The following is a 14,844-nucleotide window of genomic DNA, read 5'->3' as shown; positions in this document are numbered from 1 at the left end:
GGGTAACTGGCTGGGGATTTTGTCCCTTTCAATCAGCAGGGCAGGAAGGCGAATCCCATAATCAGATAAGCTCACCGTGCCGCCTCGGAACAGATTCTCTTTTCTTTTCTGACTTTGTATTGTATACTTATTATATTATGTCCAAGTACAAAATCGAGTATGTTAAGGGACAAGACTCGATGGCTGTGTTCAATCAGATTATGATTTGGGGGATTGAAGCATGAAACAGAGCAATCATAAATCTTATCGGGAAGATATCTTTGAATTCGCCGCAGAGCAATATGGAACAGAACCAGAATACCTTTGGATGAAGTTTCCGGATTATGCGGTGCTTCGTCATGCAGAGAATAGAAAATGGTATGCCATCATCATGGATGTTCAAAGAAAAAAACTGGGACTTTCGGGAGATGGGTTTGTGGATATTATGGATATCAAGTGCGATCCAGCCACAGCCTGGTCCCTTTTATCGGAAAAAGGTATTTTACCGGCCTATCATATGAACAAAAGGAACTGGATTACGGTTCTTTTAGATGGTACAGTAGAGAAAGACCTCCTCTTTTCCCTTTTAGAAATGAGCTTTGATATTACGAAAAATCGCAAATCTTCCCAAAAACCATCTCGTACCGAAACCAAAGAGTGGATCATTCCGGCAAATCCAAAATATTTTGATCTCAAAAAGGCATTTTCCGAGAGTGATATCATTCTCTGGAAACAAAGCAGCAATGTGATCGTCGGTGATATCCTATACCTTTATGTCGCTGCGCCAATCTCCGCAATTCTTTATCAATGTCAGGCGGTAGAGGTAGAAATCCCATATCAGTACGAAGATCAAAATCTGCATATAAGCCGCGCTATGAAAATCAAGCTTTTACATACATTTGACGAGGAGCAGCTTGATTTCAAAAAACTCAATGATTACGGAATCCATGCCGTTCGAGGACCTCGAGGAATTCCCAATAGCTTGCACTACGAAATAAGCGCCCTTTGCGCAGAAACGAAAACAGAATGAAAAAACAACTTCAAACCTCCCGGCGTCAATACAAAGGAGAGAGCATCATCGATTTCCCCAGCACGTATGTTGTGGTCGATATTGAAACAAATGGACTGTCTGCAGACAGTTGTGAGATTATCGAGATCGCTGCCATACGATATACAGACGGAATCAAAGTGGATTCTTTTTCAACGCTGATAAAACCGTCCCGGAAAATTGATTTTTTTATTACAAATCTGACAGGGATCACAGATTCCATGGTAGCCGATGCCCCGAAGATAGAAGATGCGATCTGGGCATTCTATTCCTATGTCAAAAATGATATCCTTGTGGGATACAATGTGAATTTTGATGTCAATTTTCTTTATGACAATCTCATGGGATGTTACGGCATACCTCTGACGAATTCATTTGTTGATGTGCTTCGCATTGCAAGGCGGGTGCTGCGGCATCTTCCGAATCACAAGCAGACAACCGTAGCGAGTCACTACGGTATTTCCATTGCCGGCGCTCATCGCGCCGAAGCTGACTGTGAAATCTGTAATGCCTGTTACAGACACCTGCAGGAGGATATCTGCCGAAGTGGCAGTTCGCTTGCTGCCTTCAAACAGAAAATGAAATAATGTCAAAAACCCCCAGCCGGACATCCAGCTGGGGGTTCTGATATGTATTTCTTTTATTTGTAAGCGTCAATCATTTTCTGGAATGCCGGCAGACTTCTTCTGATCATCGCATTGGATACGCAGTAAGAAAGTCTCATATATCCCGGACAGTCAAAACCTTCGCCAGGTACTACCAGAAGATTGTGATCTTCCTTTGCCTTCTGACAGAATGCCATGCCGTCGCCGTTTGGTACTTCTACGAAGAGGTAGAATGCGCCGTCTGGTTTTGCACACTTGTAGCCCATCTTAGTCAGCTCATCGTAAAGCAGGGTGCGGTTTTCGTCGTAGGCTTTCAGATCAGGCATTTCATCTACGCAGCGAGCGATAACCATCTGCGGCAGAGTCGGCGCACAGACGTGTCCCATGGCACGAGCAGCACCTGCGATACCGTTGTACAGGTTTACTGCATCATCACACTGGTCAGGTACACATACGTAACCGATACGTTCACCTGGCAGAGACAGGCTCTTGGACCAGGAATAGCAGACGATTGTGTTCTTATATACTGTTGGAATAAAAGTAACCTTTGCGTCGCCGTAAACCAGTTCTCTATATGGTTCATCAGCAACGATGTAGATTGGATGGCCGTATTCTTCGCCTTTCTTTGTCAGGATAGCAGCCAGGGCTTCCAGGGTTTCCTTCGTGTAAACGACACCGGATGGATTGTTCGGTGAATTGATGATGATTGCCTGGGTGTGTTCACTGATCAGTTCCTCAACCTTTGCCAGATCGATCTGGAAGTGCTCTCTGTCAGCAGGAACCACTACCAGGTTGGCACCGTTTTTGTTCACAAATGGACGATACTCAGGGAAGAAAGGAGCAACTGCCATAATCTCTGCCTGTTCATCTACAGCCAGCGTCTTGATTACGGATATCAAAGCAGGAGCTGCACCGCAGGTTACGAATAGGTTGGACGCTTTGATGTCAGTTCCGAAGCGTTTGTTCAGATTTGCTGCGATGGCTTCGCGAGTTTCATCAAAGCCGCCGGCCATGGAATAACCGTGAATCTTGATGGAGTCTGTGTCATCAATAATGTCCTTGATCGCCTGCTGTACTTTGGCAGGTGCTGGAATGCTTGGATTTCCCAGTGTGTAGTCGAAAACGTTTTCTGGCCCGACAACTTTTGCCTGTTGAAGTCCATAAGCAAAGAGTTCACGGATGATAGATGGCTGACTGCCCAGTTCGTACATAGTTTGATTATACATAATAAATTCCTCCTAAAACTTTTCATTATGTGTTACTGATAATGTTCAGAATATACTTTAATTTTACTACAATCTGTTGACTTATGAAAGAGACTTTATTATTATACATGTATAACAAATTTTAATAGATGGGATGGATATAATGGACATTAATAAGGTGAAAGTGCTGATACAAGCAGTCGAAAACGGCAGTCTTCTTGCAACTGCAACGAAACTGGGCTATACGCAGGCTGGGTTGTCACATATGATGAGATCCTTAGAAAGCGAGTTAGGCGTTACGCTTTTGCAGCGGGGCAAGTTCGGCGTCAAATTAACTGATGAAGGCAAAAGGCTTCTGCCGCTGTTCAGAGAACTGGCAGCAATTGATAAAAAGCTGGAAACAGAGGTGGAACTGATTTTAGAACAAAAAGCTTCCGTCATCAGAGTGGCGGCCATTGCCAGCGTCATCAGAACCTGGCTGCCAGATGCCATGGTATCCTTTCAAAAAAAATACCCGGAGATCTCCTTCGAAATACAGGAAAGCGACGGCAAAATGTATCAGTGGCTGGACCAGGGCACCATTGATGTCTGCATCACCAGCAATATGATTTTAAGAGACGACTTCATACCTTTGGTGCGAGATGAGTTTTTCGCCTGTCTGCCGAAAGAATATCCCTTGAAGGCAGGAGAGAAGTTCCCCCTGCGGCAAATTGAAGAAGAACCATTCATCTGTTCTACCTGTGGAAATGACTATGATGTGGAGCGCCTGCTCTCTGATTATGATATACATCCAAAAAAACAAAACACCTATGTCGATGACAACAGTGTCATCTCCATGGTTTCAAGAGGTTTTGGCATCAGCCTGCTGCCTAATCTGGTTCTGCAAAACTGCCACGAGGACATTAAAATCGCAGAATTGGATTTGCCTTGCTATAGGATGATCGGCTTGCTCTATGGAAAGTCAGCAAATACTTCTCCGGCAGTAAAGAAGTTCGTTTCATTCTTAAAGAAATGGCAGTTTGAGATGTAGATTCTATTTCTTTGTAACGAATTCCATTCTCATGCGTTAATAAAGTGAAGGAGGTGGAAGAAACGTGGACTTTGAAGAGATATACAGCGCATATTTCAAGGATGTATACCGATATGTCTGCGGTCTGTCAGCAGACGCTGTTATTGCAGAAGAGGTGACACAAGAGAGTTTTGTAAAGGCACTGAAAGCAGTCGACCGTTTTGACGGCAGAACAGACGTCAGAGCGTGGCTTTTTTCTATAGCGAAAAACACATACTATTCTCACTGCAGAAAGAAAAAAGAATCTGTTATGGAAGATACCGTCGTTACAGATGTCTCACTATCGGAAAGACTCGTCGACAAAGAGACCGCTTTTTTCATCCATCAATACCTTCACAATATGGACGAGCCTTATAAAGAAGTATTTTACTTGCGGGTTTTTGGCGAACTTCCTTTCAAAAAGATTGGTCTTTTATTCGGAAAAAGCGATGACTGGGCGAGAGTGACTTATTATCGGGCAAAAAAACAGATTATGGCTTATATGGAGGAGATGGAGCGATGAAAAAAATAAATTGCAATGTGATCAGGGACCTGCTGCCTCTCTATGTAGACGGCGCGGTTTGTGATGATACGAGATGGATTATTGAAGAACACTTGCAGGAATGCCCAGACTGCCGCAAAGAGTGTGGATTATTGGGAAAAGAATTAACTCTGCCAGCTGATTCACAAGTATCCCTTGAGGATGCAGCTGTAATCAAAGGTTTTCGCAAGAAGTGGCGCAGTCAGAAGGCCGGCATTGCCGCGTTGTCTATCGCGCTTACTTTTGCAGCTTGTTTTGCCCTGTTCCAATGGATGAACAGTTATGAAATTTACATCCCTTATGATCAGAACCTGTTTTCTGTGACATCAAAACCTAACGGCAGTGTGGTCATACACTATTATGGTGAGACTTTTGCAGGGGTACGGGAATTCGGGACGGACAGAACAAAAAGTAAGGCAGCCGCTTTTGATGCAGAAACAGGCGAAAGCCTTGGAAAACAGGGCTATTTTTACTGTTACCACACTCCTTGGTCAAAATATGTCGCTCCTTTTTTTGCGAAAAAAGATGAAAAGGAGCATACCTTTGTCCTTGGGCAAGGGGAGAATTTCGATACCATTTATTATGGGAATTTTGACAAAAACCTTGATATCAAGGGGGAGGATTATCAGAAAGTTTGGAGCAGATTAGAAAAATCATGATTGACAATAAATGAATGAACGTTTATTATAACTTTAAGAGGTGTATATATGAGACGGAGAGACGATGAAAAAGAAAAACGCATTAAGGACGCTGTGATAGAGCTGATGTTAGAAGAAGGGTTTCATGGCACGTCGATTTCAAAGATCGCCAGAAAAGCAGAAGTGTCGCCGGCAACGGTGTATATCTATTATGAAAGCAAGGAAGACATGCTGCAAAACATCTATCTGGAATACTCTGAAGAGGTATATGACTATCTGCTGGCAAGGGTACGGCCTGACATGGACGGGTTCCAGTTAATTGAAACGCTGATTCGTGAATTTTACGCCTATATGCTCAATCATCAGGAGGCCTTCAGTTTTGTAGAACAATTCTCTGGATGCCCGGCGCTGTCTAATCAGTGCACCGGTAAGAAAGGCATCTGCCATATTTTTGAGTTGCTTTCCAGTCTGAAAGAGGCACACGTGGTCAAGCCATACAGCGATGAGATTTTATCGGCACTGATTTTTTCTCCGGTGAAAACCATCGCGACCGATCGCCACAAAAGCAAAGAGGAACAAGAGGCGCTGTTAGAAGAAATGATACAGATCGTGCAGGATGCAATTTTGACCTAGCCGCCTGTTAAACCTATCATTATTAAAGCGGGACACGAATGCATACACACCGTATCCCGCTGTTTTAAACAATATTGTTAAATGAACATTCATTTAAAAGGGGGATTTTCGAAATGGAAGATAGAAAAGAAATGAAACACGGAATTGTAGTTCCCGTATCGAATACCGTTTTATTGCCGGCAGTGACTACGGTAATACATCTGGGAACGCATGACAATCTGCTGCTCAAAGATTTACAAAGTGAAGAAGTGGCTATTGCACTGCCTTTCCAGCAGCCTTCCGGCGACAGAGCGTTAGAAAGTGACGATTTCTGCAGCATCGGCGTGTCTTTTTTGACAAAGCGGATAGAAAGCGGAGCGCGGGGCGATTTCCTTGAAGTGAAAATTTTACAGCGAGTCAGCGTAACTGGTATTTTCAAAGGGGAGGATCATTTCTCTGCTGACTACATAGAAGACCCTGAAGCAGATGATCTCGATGAAAAGAGCAGAGAAGAAATGTTAGGTTATTTTCGCCAGATTGTTTCGGAAATCTGTGAAAACCTTCAGAACGGGGACGACTATCGCAAAGTAGTGGACGGCATCAAGGATGTCAACACCATGATTACCTATCTGAGTCAGTTCATGCCGATGTCGGCAGAAGAGCGCTATGAACTTCTCAAGACGGAGTCTGTAAAAGAACGCTGCCTGCGGTTTATGGATTTTCTGCTGAAACAGAAAGAATCCATTGAACTGAGCCTTGCAATCAACGAGAAGTTTTCTCAAAAGGCTAATCGCGTCTATCGTGAGCAGGTGCTGCGCGAGCAGCTGAAAGCCATTCAAGAAGAACTAAATGAAGGAAAATCAGAAAACGAACAAAAGAGTGATGATTACCGCAGCAAAATTGAAGCTGTGCCGCTGCCAGAGGAGGTTCGCACTGCGGTGCTTGATCAGCTGGACAGGTTGGAAAATCTTGGCCAAGGCAGCGCAGAGGAGAGTGTGATTCGCAATTATCTGGATTTTATCATTCAGATGCCATGGAAAAAAGAAGAAACGACAGCAATCGACCTGCTAAAAGCAAGAGATACGCTCAACCGGCAGCACTACGGACTGGAAAAGGTAAAGGAGCGTATCCTTCAGCATCTGGCAGTGATGCAGCTGAAGAAGGACAAGAAAGGCTCCATCCTGCTGTTGGTCGGTCCTCCGGGAACCGGAAAAACCAGCTTGGGAAAAAGCATTGCTGAGGCTTTAGAACGACCTTATGTACGTTTGAGTCTGGGAGGTATCCGCGATGAGGCCGAGATTCGCGGTCATCGCCGCACTTATGTAGGTGCTATGGCAGGTAATATCCTTAAAAGCATGAAAAAAGCGGGTGCCACGAATCCTGTCATGGTTCTGGATGAAGTGGATAAACTGATGACTGGCGGTTTCAGCGGCGACCCTGCCAGTGCGCTGCTGGAGGTCCTCGACCCAGAACAAAACAATACATTCACAGATCACTATTTGGACTTGCCTTACGATCTTTCTGATGTATTTTTCATCGCAACGGCAAACACCATGGAGACCATTCCGGAACCACTGCTTGACAGGATGGAGACCATTGAAATTTCCAGCTATACGGCGGAAGAAAAATTCCATATTGCCAAGGAACACTTGATTCCCTCCGTGCTTGAAGAGCACGGTTTGAGAACGGAGCAGCTCATCATTGGAGATGAAGTGGTAAGAAATATTATCGAAGACTATACACGCGAGGCAGGCGTCCGCGGACTGAAAAAACAGCTGGAGGCCATTGCCAGAGCGGTTTCCGAAAAAATCGTCCTCAAGGAAACGGAACTTCCTTATAAAGTGCAAGGGGAAGATTTAGAGGAAATGCTTGGACGCCAATCCTGCCGCCATGATAAAGTGCAGATGGATAATCCTCCGGGAGTGGTGACCGGTCTTGCTTGGACACCGGCGGGAGGTGAGATTCTTTTCATAGAGGCCACCGATATGCCGGGCAGTGGTCAAGTCACTTTGACCGGAAAGCTGGGTGATGTAATGAAGGAATCGGCGATGATTTCTCTCAGCCTTCTAAAATCCAGGCTGCCGCTCAATTCAATTAACTTCAAGGAGCGGGACATCCACATCCACGTACCTTCCGGCGCCGTACCAAAAGACGGACCGTCGGCAGGAATTGCTCTCTTTACAGCTCTTGCATCGCTTTTTACGGGCAGAAAGGTAAATTCGCGACTGGCGATGACAGGAGAGATTACGCTGAGAGGCGCGGTGCTTCCGATTGGAGGGCTGAAGGAGAAACTGCTGGGCGCCCAGAGAGCAGGAATCACGAAAGTGCTCATTCCGAGAGAGAATGCCGGGGATCTGAAGGATCTGCCGCCAGAAGTAAGAAACGAGATGACAGTGGTATTCGTGGATTCGATAGAAGATGTTATGCGGGAGACCATCGATATATCATTGCCGCCTATGGAGCACGTGTTCATAAATGAGTCCATCAATGGTCGGAATTCTTTCCATGTCTCCCGATAATCCAATTGATAAACTGGAAAAACAAACATATAATGATAGGTAGAAATGGAGGTCAGAATTTATGAAAGTTTTAATGATCAATGGAAGCCCTCACGCAAAGGGATGTACGTTTACTGCACTGAGTGAGATTGCAGATACACTGGCAAAGGAAGGAATCGAAAGTGAGATCGTGCAGCTCGGCACCGATCCCATCAGAGACTGTATCGCTTGCGGCAAATGTTCTGAGCTTGGCGCAAGATGTGTGTTCGATAACGATGTGGTAAACGAAATCATCGCCAAGGCAGAAGACGCGGATGGCTTCATCTTTGGAAGTCCAGTCTATTATGCGCATCCAAGCGGAAGAATTTTATCTGCTTTAGATCGTATCTTCTATGCAGGATCTAAGGCATTCGCTTTTAAACCGGCGGCGTCCATCGTTTCGGCCAGAAGAGGGGGAACCACAGCATCAGTGGATGTTCTGAATAAATACTTCACCATCAATCAGATGCCAGTGGTCGCGTCTACTTATTGGAATATGGTTCACGGAAACAAACCAGAAGAAGTGAAACAGGATTTGGAAGGGTTACAGACCATGAGAAACATCGCATCTAACATGACCTGGCTGCTGCGCTGCATCGAAGCTGGTCGTGAGAAGGGCGTATCCGCGCCGGAGAATCAGACGGTCAAAACAAATTTCATCAGATAGGTTGAAAGATTATTTTACATTTGACACATAAGTCAAATTGTGGTAGTATATGTATGTACGAATTTTAGACTGAAGCAAGCAGAAGAGTGGGCAAAACCCACTCTTTCAGTTTTGTTAGGGCTAAATCGCCTTCAGACACAAGGGAAACGATGCCCTTCTGTCTGAAGGTTTACAGCAAGAAAGGTTTATAAATGGCAAAAAAGAAAATAAAAGAAGTCATAGAAGAAATTGCGTCCGAGTTTATGGCGGATAACGGACTGGAACTGTATAATGTAGAGTTCTTAAAAGAAGGAAGAGATTGGTTCCTCAGAGTTTATATCGACAAACAAGAGGCAGCAGAAGAAGATTATGTGGATACGGATGACTGCGAAAAGGTCAGCAGATTTCTCAGTGAAAAACTGGATGAACTGGATCCCATCGAGCAAAACTACTATTTAGAAGTTTCCTCACCTGGTATGGATAGGGAGCTGCTTACGCCCGGACACTTCGAAAAATTTGCAGGCAGATTGGTAGAGGTGAAACTCTACAAAGGCGTAGATGGCAAGAAATTCTATGAAGGAACCCTGGTAGGATTGGCAGACGGAAACGTTGTGATAAAAGTTGAAAATGATAAAGAATTGATGTTCCCGCTGGATCAGGTTGCCAAGACCAACCTGGCAGTGGTTTTCTAAGGAGGGCAAAGGACAAATGAACAGAGAATTTATCGAAGCTATAGATGAACTGGAAAAAGAGAAGCACATATCAAAAGACATTTTGATCGAGGCGATTGAATCAGCTTTGGTGTCGGCATACAAGAAAAACTATGGCACGTCGCAGAACGTGAGAGTTGATATCGACAATGAGACTGGCGACATTGCTGTCCTGATGAAGAAAGACATCGTGGAAGAAGTCTACGACGATATGATCGAGATGTCTCTGGAAGAGGCGCAGGAAATAGACCCGCGTTACGAAATCGGAGATGCCATCGAATTCCAGGTTACACCTAGAGACTTCGGAAGAATTGCAGCACAGACTGCAAAACAAGTTGTCGTACAGAGAATCAGAGAGGCCGAGAGAGGCATGATCTTTGATGATTTCATCACGAAACAAGGTGAAATCGTTACTGGTATCGTTCAGAGGAAGAGCGGCGATACACTCTTTGTGAACATGGGCAAAGCGGAAGGTATTCTCTCCGCCAACGAACAGGTACCGGGAGAAAGTTTTGAGGTCAACGAAAGACTGAAAGTCTATATCATGGACGTCAAAAAGACAACAAAGGGCCCGCAGGTGTTCCTTTCCAGATCCCATCCGGGATTGGTCAAGCGGCTCTTTGAACTGGAAGTTCCTGAAATACAGGATGGCATTGTCGAAATCAAAGGCATTGCCAGAGAAGCTGGCTCAAGAACCAAAATCGCTGTTTATACAGAAGACGAAAATGTCGATCCTGTGGGCGCATGTGTCGGTACGAGAGGCAGCAGAGTGCAGGCGATTGTTGATGAACTCAATGGTGAAAAGATTGATATCATCTTCTGGAGTGAAGATCCGGAAGAACTGATCAGCAATGTATTGAGCCCGGCAAAAGTTGAGAAGGTCATTGTGGAAGATGAGGAAAATACCGCGACCGTCATCGTTCCTGATTATCAGCTGTCATTGGCCATTGGCAAGGAAGGACAGAACGTAAGACTGGCTGCAAAAGTAAGCGGATGGAAGATAGATATTAAGAGCCACACACAATACTTTGGTGATGATGAAGGAGAAGAGGTCATAGAAATTGAAGAAGAATAAAATTCCTATGAGAAGATGCGCGGCCTGCATGGAATCAAAACCTAAATCGGAATTAATCAGAATCGCATGTTATGAAGGTAAGCTGACCGTCGATAGAACTGGCAGAGCCAAAGGCAGAGGCATGTATCTTTGCAATCATAGCGAATGCTTTGAGAAAGCGAAGAAGCGCAGAGTGATTCAGAGAAATTTTGAGTCGGATATTTCGCAGGACGAGATTGAACGCGTGTTTGAGGAGCTTACAAATGAGGGATAAGGTATATAGTTATCTCGGTTTTGCAGCTCGAGCGCGGAACTTGGTTACAGGTTATAATACGTGCATCATGATGATGGAAAAAAGGAAGATAAAACTTCTGATTCTTACCAAAGATTTGGCTGAAAATACAGTAAAAAAGATGTTGCAGCAATGCGACAAGAACAACGTGGAATATAGGATTTTCGGGAGCGTTGATCAGCTCTCCCAAATAACGGGGAAGTCTGGAAAAGGTATTTTTGGAATTACCGATCAGCATTTCGCGGAAATCATTTGTAAGGAGATTGACCGCATTCAATCAGAAAAGGAGGGGTTCTAATGACGAAAAAAGTACATGAACTAGCAAAAGAATTAAATGTGTCGAGCAAGGAGCTGCAGGAAAAGGCTGGACAGCTTGGAATCAGTGTATCAAGTCATATGAGCGTACTATCTGATGCAGATATAGAAAAAATTAAAGGTGCGAAGACGGAGACAAAGATTGTCAAAGCTGAGCCAAAGAAAAAAGATCACGCAGATCAGGAAGAGCCGAGGGTTACTGTCAAAGCGGCAGTGAGACCGGGTCTGCCTAACAGACCAAAACCGCCAATTGGCAAACCAGTGGTGGATACAGAGTATCTTGCCAACAAGCATAAACCGCCAGTGGGTAAACCAGTTGTGAACAAAGAAGAACTGGAGAACAGAAGCAAAAAGACGGCAGAAACGAAAGAGCCGGCTGTAGCTGAAACGCCGGTGACAGCTGAAATTCAGCCGAAAAAAGAAACTGCGGCGCCGACGGCGGAGAAACCTGTGGCAGAGAAGAAAACCGTTGATTCTAGAGCACAGGAGGAAGCGGTGAAAAGACCAGAACACGGGTCTGCGCATAACGATAATCGCAATCACAGCGATCACAACAATAACCGCAGCGGCAGCAGCGACCACAACAATAACCGCGGCGGCAGCAACGACCGCAGCAATAACCGCGGCGGCAGCAACGACCGCAACAATAACCGCGGCGGCAGCAACGACCGCAACAATAACCGCGGCGGCAGCAATGACCGCAACAACAACCGCGGCGGCAGCAACGACCGCAACAATAACCGCGGCGGCAGCAATGACCGCAATAACAACAACCGTTCAGGCGGAGGCTACAATAACAACCGCCCGAGTGGAAGCGGAGACCGCAACAACAATCGCGGCGGAAATTATGACCGCAGCAATAATCGTCCGGGCGGACCACGCAAAGACAGACCGCAGGGTGAGAAGATGGAAGTGAAGCCATCAATTGCCAAAAGAGATGACAGCAAGAAAAAGCCGGATAAAGAGAGAAATAAATTTGCAAAGCTGGAAAGAAGATCATTGGAAAAACAGACTAGGAAGAAACACGTAAAACAAAAACCGGTTGTAGTAGAACCGATTATCGAGGAAGAAGTATTACCAGAAGGTACAATTGTATTAAACGTGCCAATTACTGTTGCAGGCTTTTGTGAACAGACAGAAGTTTCAACCTCAAAAGTCATCATGACTTTGATGAAACTGGGCATTATGGCCAATATCAATCAAAATATCGATGAGGATACCGTCATGGTTCTTGCTGAAGACCTGGGTCTCAGTGTAGCAGTCGGCAAAGTTGAAGAAAAACTGGAAGAAGAAGGTTTGGAATTGTTTGAGGACGAAGAGCAGGATCTGAAAGCAAGACCTCCGATTATCACTGTTATGGGTCACGTTGACCACGGTAAAACTTCTCTTCTGGATGCAATCAGAAAGACCAATGTGACCGCTTCTGAGTCAGGCGGCATCACACAGCACATCGGTGCTTCGGAAGTTAAAATTAATGGACAGAAAATCGTATTCTTAGATACACCGGGCCATGAAGCATTTACTGCGATGAGAGCCAGAGGTGCGCATGTAACAGATATCGCAGTCCTGGTCGTCGCTGCAGATGACAGCGTAAAGCCGCAGACTGTAGAATCTATCAGTCATGCAAAAGCTGCCGGCGTACCGATGATCGTAGCCATCAATAAGATGGATAAACCAGGTGCAAATCCGGATCGTGTAAAACAGGATCTGACAGAACACGGAATTCTGGTAGAGGACTGGGGCGGAGACGTCATCAGCGTACCGGTGTCTGCCAAGAGCGGAGAGGGCATCGTAAACCTTCTGGAGATGATTTTGCTGCAGGCAGAAGTGATGGAACTGAGAGCCAATCCGAACAGGCTTGCTATGGGTTCTGTCATCGAAGCACGTCTGGACAAATCAAAGGGTCCAGTCGCTTCCTTACTGGTAACAAATGGAACACTGCAGAGCGGACAGAGTATCGTAGCAGGTACTTGCTCCGGACGCATCAGACTGATGACAGATTTTATGGGCAGAACCATCAAAAAAGCAGGTCCGGCTACAGCAGTTGAGGTTCTTGGATTGACCGACGTACCACAGGCGGGTGATGAATTTAACGCTGTAAAAGAAGATAAGATGGCGAGAGAAATCGCTGAGAATAGAAAAGAAAAGCTGAGAGAAGAAGTGCTGGCAAGAAATGCAAGCTCTACGTTAGAGCAGTTGTTCAGCCAGATACAGGAAGGCGAAGTAAAAGAGCTGAACCTGGTTATCAAAGGCGACGTACAGGGTTCTGTCGGTGCCCTCGTAGCATCCTTGGAAAAACTCAATAACGAGAATGTAAAAGTCAACATCATCCATACGGGTGTCGGTACTGTGACAGAGTCTGATGTCATGCTGGCAGGAACATCCGGCGCAATTATCATCGGCTTCAACGTCAGACCGAGCACAGCTGTGCAGACCATGGCTGATCGAGACAACATTCAGATCAGAACTTACCGCGTCATCTACGACGTCATTGACGATGTAGAAAACGCCATGAAAGGTATGCTGGATCCAGAATTCAAAGAAGAAATCCTCGGAAAAGTTGAAATCAGAAACACCTTCAAAGTACCTGGCGTCGGCATCGTAGGCGGTGCATATGTACAGGAAGGCAAGGTGGTCAGAAATGCGGAAGTCAGACTAGTGAGAGACGGCATCGTCATCCACGAAGGAAAGATTTCATCTCTGAAGCGATTCAAAGACGACGCAAAAGAAGTTGCAACTGGGTTTGAATGTGGTATCGGTCTGGAAGCTTACAACGATATCAAAGAAGGCGACATCATCGAATGCTTCCATATGGTTGAGATTGAACGTGACTGATAAGGAGCACAGGGAAAATGGTATTTTATTTTTCGGCTACAGGAAATTCGAAATACGCTGCAGAAAAAATCAGCAGAGAATTTGGCGGTCAGTTAATAAATATTTCTGAAGCAATGAGGAATAATGAATATGAGTACCAGGTAGAAGACGAGGAAAAAACCTTCTTCGTCTTTCCTGCGTATTTCTTCGGACTTCCGAACCTGGTCATTGCGTTTATGAAAACAGTGCAGTTCACAGGCGGAACACCTGATGTCTGCGGGGTTGCAACCTACGGAGGCAACTGTGGTGCCGCTGACCGCATGTTTAAAGCAGTACTGAAGGGCAAGAAAGTACACTTTAGAGCATTTTATAAGATCAAAATGGTTGGCAATTACGTCCTGATGTATAAGATGCCTCTTCCAGAAGAGCAGACGATGATTCTGCGGCGAGCTGATAAAGAAATAGATCTCTGTATTGACGCGATCCGATTCAATTTTCGAACGAGTTATCATTCGAGTATTGGGCTGGGTGCAGTCAGTAAAGTCGCCTATTCCTTCTATAAAGGCAAATGTGGGACAAAGAAATTTTTGGCAGAAGATACCTGCATCGGCTGTGGACTCTGCCAGACCATCTGTCCTGTAAAAGCTATCCAGATGGAGGAGGGCAGGCCGGTGTGGGTCAAAGAGCAGTGCGTTCACTGTTTGGGCTGCCTTCATAGGTGTCCGGTCTGTGCAATACAATATGGCAAAAAAACGAAAGACAGAGGACGGTATGTCAACCCCCTTTTGAAATAACGAAAG

At 45.3% G+C, this 14,844-nt stretch carries 15 protein-coding genes; 14 read left to right on the top strand and 1 reads right to left on the bottom strand.

Annotation, left to right across the window (positions count from 1 at the left end; genetic code table 11):
• Positions 1-220 precede the first annotated feature (220 nt).
• Positions 221-1,009 carry an MmcQ/YjbR family DNA-binding protein gene (locus ACMQ5W_RS18485; protein ID WP_419026435.1) on the top strand — a complete coding sequence of 263 codons (789 nt, stop codon included), beginning with the start codon at positions 221-223 and terminating at the stop codon, positions 1,007-1,009.
• Complete coding sequence (locus ACMQ5W_RS18480) at positions 1,006-1,614, top strand: PolC-type DNA polymerase III (protein ID WP_419026434.1); 609 nt, start codon at positions 1,006-1,008, stop codon at positions 1,612-1,614. Before ACMQ5W_RS18485 ends, ACMQ5W_RS18480 begins: the two co-directional genes overlap by 4 nt.
• Positions 1,615-1,667: 53 nt before the next feature.
• Here ACMQ5W_RS18480 and ACMQ5W_RS18475 read toward each other — a convergent pair whose 3' ends face one another.
• Positions 1,668-2,858, bottom strand: a complete 1,191-nt coding sequence (locus tag ACMQ5W_RS18475) for a pyridoxal phosphate-dependent aminotransferase (protein WP_419026433.1) — start codon at positions 2,856-2,858, stop codon at positions 1,668-1,670.
• Positions 2,859-3,000: 142 nt separating this feature from the next.
• Between ACMQ5W_RS18475 and ACMQ5W_RS18470 the strand changes: the two genes are divergently transcribed.
• The 12 genes from ACMQ5W_RS18470 (at position 3,001) to ACMQ5W_RS18415 (ending at position 14,838) form a co-directional block, all read left to right on the top strand.
• Positions 3,001-3,867 (top strand): LysR family transcriptional regulator, encoded by an 867-nt coding sequence (locus ACMQ5W_RS18470; protein WP_419026432.1) that lies wholly within the window; start codon positions 3,001-3,003, stop codon positions 3,865-3,867.
• Positions 3,868-3,931: 64 nt separating this feature from the next.
• On the top strand, positions 3,932-4,408 hold the full coding sequence (locus ACMQ5W_RS18465) for an RNA polymerase sigma factor (RefSeq protein WP_419026430.1): 477 nt from the start codon (positions 3,932-3,934) through the stop codon (positions 4,406-4,408).
• On the top strand, positions 4,405-5,085 hold the full coding sequence (locus ACMQ5W_RS18460; RefSeq protein WP_419026429.1) for a zf-HC2 domain-containing protein: 681 nt from the start codon (positions 4,405-4,407) through the stop codon (positions 5,083-5,085). The genes ACMQ5W_RS18465 and ACMQ5W_RS18460 overlap by 4 nt, the downstream gene beginning before the upstream one ends.
• Before the next feature lie 48 nt (positions 5,086-5,133).
• Positions 5,134-5,697 carry a TetR/AcrR family transcriptional regulator gene (locus ACMQ5W_RS18455; RefSeq protein ID WP_148491729.1) on the top strand — a complete coding sequence of 188 codons (564 nt, stop codon included), beginning with the start codon at positions 5,134-5,136 and terminating at the stop codon, positions 5,695-5,697.
• Between the two features lie 113 nt (positions 5,698-5,810).
• Positions 5,811-8,195: an endopeptidase La gene (lon, locus tag ACMQ5W_RS18450; protein WP_419026428.1), complete on the top strand. Its 2,385-nt coding sequence runs from the start codon at positions 5,811-5,813 to the stop codon at positions 8,193-8,195.
• A gap of 61 nt (positions 8,196-8,256) precedes the next feature.
• Entirely contained in the window at positions 8,257-8,880 is a 624-nt protein-coding gene (locus ACMQ5W_RS18445; protein WP_148491730.1) for a flavodoxin family protein, read from the top strand.
• Positions 8,881-9,071: 191 nt separating this feature from the next.
• On the top strand, positions 9,072-9,551 hold the full coding sequence (rimP, locus tag ACMQ5W_RS18440) for a ribosome maturation factor RimP (RefSeq protein ID WP_419026426.1): 480 nt from the start codon (positions 9,072-9,074) through the stop codon (positions 9,549-9,551).
• Between the two features lie 16 nt (positions 9,552-9,567).
• Positions 9,568-10,644, top strand: a complete 1,077-nt coding sequence (gene nusA / locus ACMQ5W_RS18435; RefSeq protein WP_148491732.1) for a transcription termination factor NusA — start codon at positions 9,568-9,570, stop codon at positions 10,642-10,644.
• Positions 10,631-10,897: an RNase P modulator RnpM gene (gene rnpM / locus ACMQ5W_RS18430; RefSeq protein WP_148491733.1), complete on the top strand. Its 267-nt coding sequence runs from the start codon at positions 10,631-10,633 to the stop codon at positions 10,895-10,897. The genes nusA and rnpM overlap by 14 nt, the downstream gene beginning before the upstream one ends.
• A complete protein-coding gene (locus tag ACMQ5W_RS18425; protein WP_148491734.1) occupies positions 10,887-11,213 on the top strand; it encodes a L7Ae/L30e/S12e/Gadd45 family ribosomal protein in 327 nt (108 codons plus the stop codon). Before rnpM ends, ACMQ5W_RS18425 begins: the two co-directional genes overlap by 11 nt.
• Positions 11,213-14,065: a translation initiation factor IF-2 gene (gene infB, locus ACMQ5W_RS18420; protein ID WP_419026425.1), complete on the top strand. Its 2,853-nt coding sequence runs from the start codon at positions 11,213-11,215 to the stop codon at positions 14,063-14,065. Before ACMQ5W_RS18425 ends, infB begins: the two co-directional genes overlap by 1 nt.
• 17 nt (positions 14,066-14,082) lie before the next feature.
• The gene (locus ACMQ5W_RS18415; protein WP_419026423.1) at positions 14,083-14,838 is read left to right on the top strand and encodes an EFR1 family ferrodoxin; all 756 of its coding nucleotides are present in this window, start codon (positions 14,083-14,085) and stop codon (positions 14,836-14,838) included.
• Positions 14,839-14,844 lie beyond the last annotated feature (6 nt).

The sequence above is a fragment of the Emergencia sp. genome (assembly GCF_048465375.1).
Lineage (GTDB): Bacteria > Bacillota > Clostridia > Peptostreptococcales > Anaerovoracaceae > Senimuribacter.
The sequence above is the reverse complement of the archived record's forward strand: the minus strand, read 5'-3'. Positions and strand labels throughout refer to the sequence as shown.

Bases quoted from the DNA above. Each gene is read 5' to 3' on its own strand.
- ACMQ5W_RS18485 (WP_419026435.1), top strand. From the start codon at position 221: ATGAAACAGAGCAATCATAAATCTTATCGGGAAGATATCTTTGAATTC.
- ACMQ5W_RS18480 (WP_419026434.1), top strand. From the start codon at position 1,006: ATGAAAAAACAACTTCAAACCTCCCGGCGTCAATACAAAGGAGAGAGC.
- ACMQ5W_RS18475 (WP_419026433.1), bottom strand. From the start codon at position 2,858: ATGTATAATCAAACTATGTACGAACTGGGCAGTCAGCCATCTATCATC.
- ACMQ5W_RS18470 (WP_419026432.1), top strand. From the start codon at position 3,001: ATGGACATTAATAAGGTGAAAGTGCTGATACAAGCAGTCGAAAACGGC.
- ACMQ5W_RS18460 (WP_419026429.1), top strand. From the start codon at position 4,405: ATGAAAAAAATAAATTGCAATGTGATCAGGGACCTGCTGCCTCTCTAT.
- ACMQ5W_RS18455 (WP_148491729.1), top strand. From the start codon at position 5,134: ATGAGACGGAGAGACGATGAAAAAGAAAAACGCATTAAGGACGCTGTG.
- lon (WP_419026428.1), top strand. From the start codon at position 5,811: ATGGAAGATAGAAAAGAAATGAAACACGGAATTGTAGTTCCCGTATCG.
- ACMQ5W_RS18445 (WP_148491730.1), top strand. From the start codon at position 8,257: ATGAAAGTTTTAATGATCAATGGAAGCCCTCACGCAAAGGGATGTACG.
- rimP (WP_419026426.1), top strand. From the start codon at position 9,072: ATGGCAAAAAAGAAAATAAAAGAAGTCATAGAAGAAATTGCGTCCGAG.
- nusA (WP_148491732.1), top strand. From the start codon at position 9,568: ATGAACAGAGAATTTATCGAAGCTATAGATGAACTGGAAAAAGAGAAG.
- ACMQ5W_RS18425 (WP_148491734.1), top strand. From the start codon at position 10,887: ATGAGGGATAAGGTATATAGTTATCTCGGTTTTGCAGCTCGAGCGCGG.
- infB (WP_419026425.1), top strand. From the start codon at position 11,213: ATGACGAAAAAAGTACATGAACTAGCAAAAGAATTAAATGTGTCGAGC.
- ACMQ5W_RS18415 (WP_419026423.1), top strand. From the start codon at position 14,083: ATGGTATTTTATTTTTCGGCTACAGGAAATTCGAAATACGCTGCAGAA.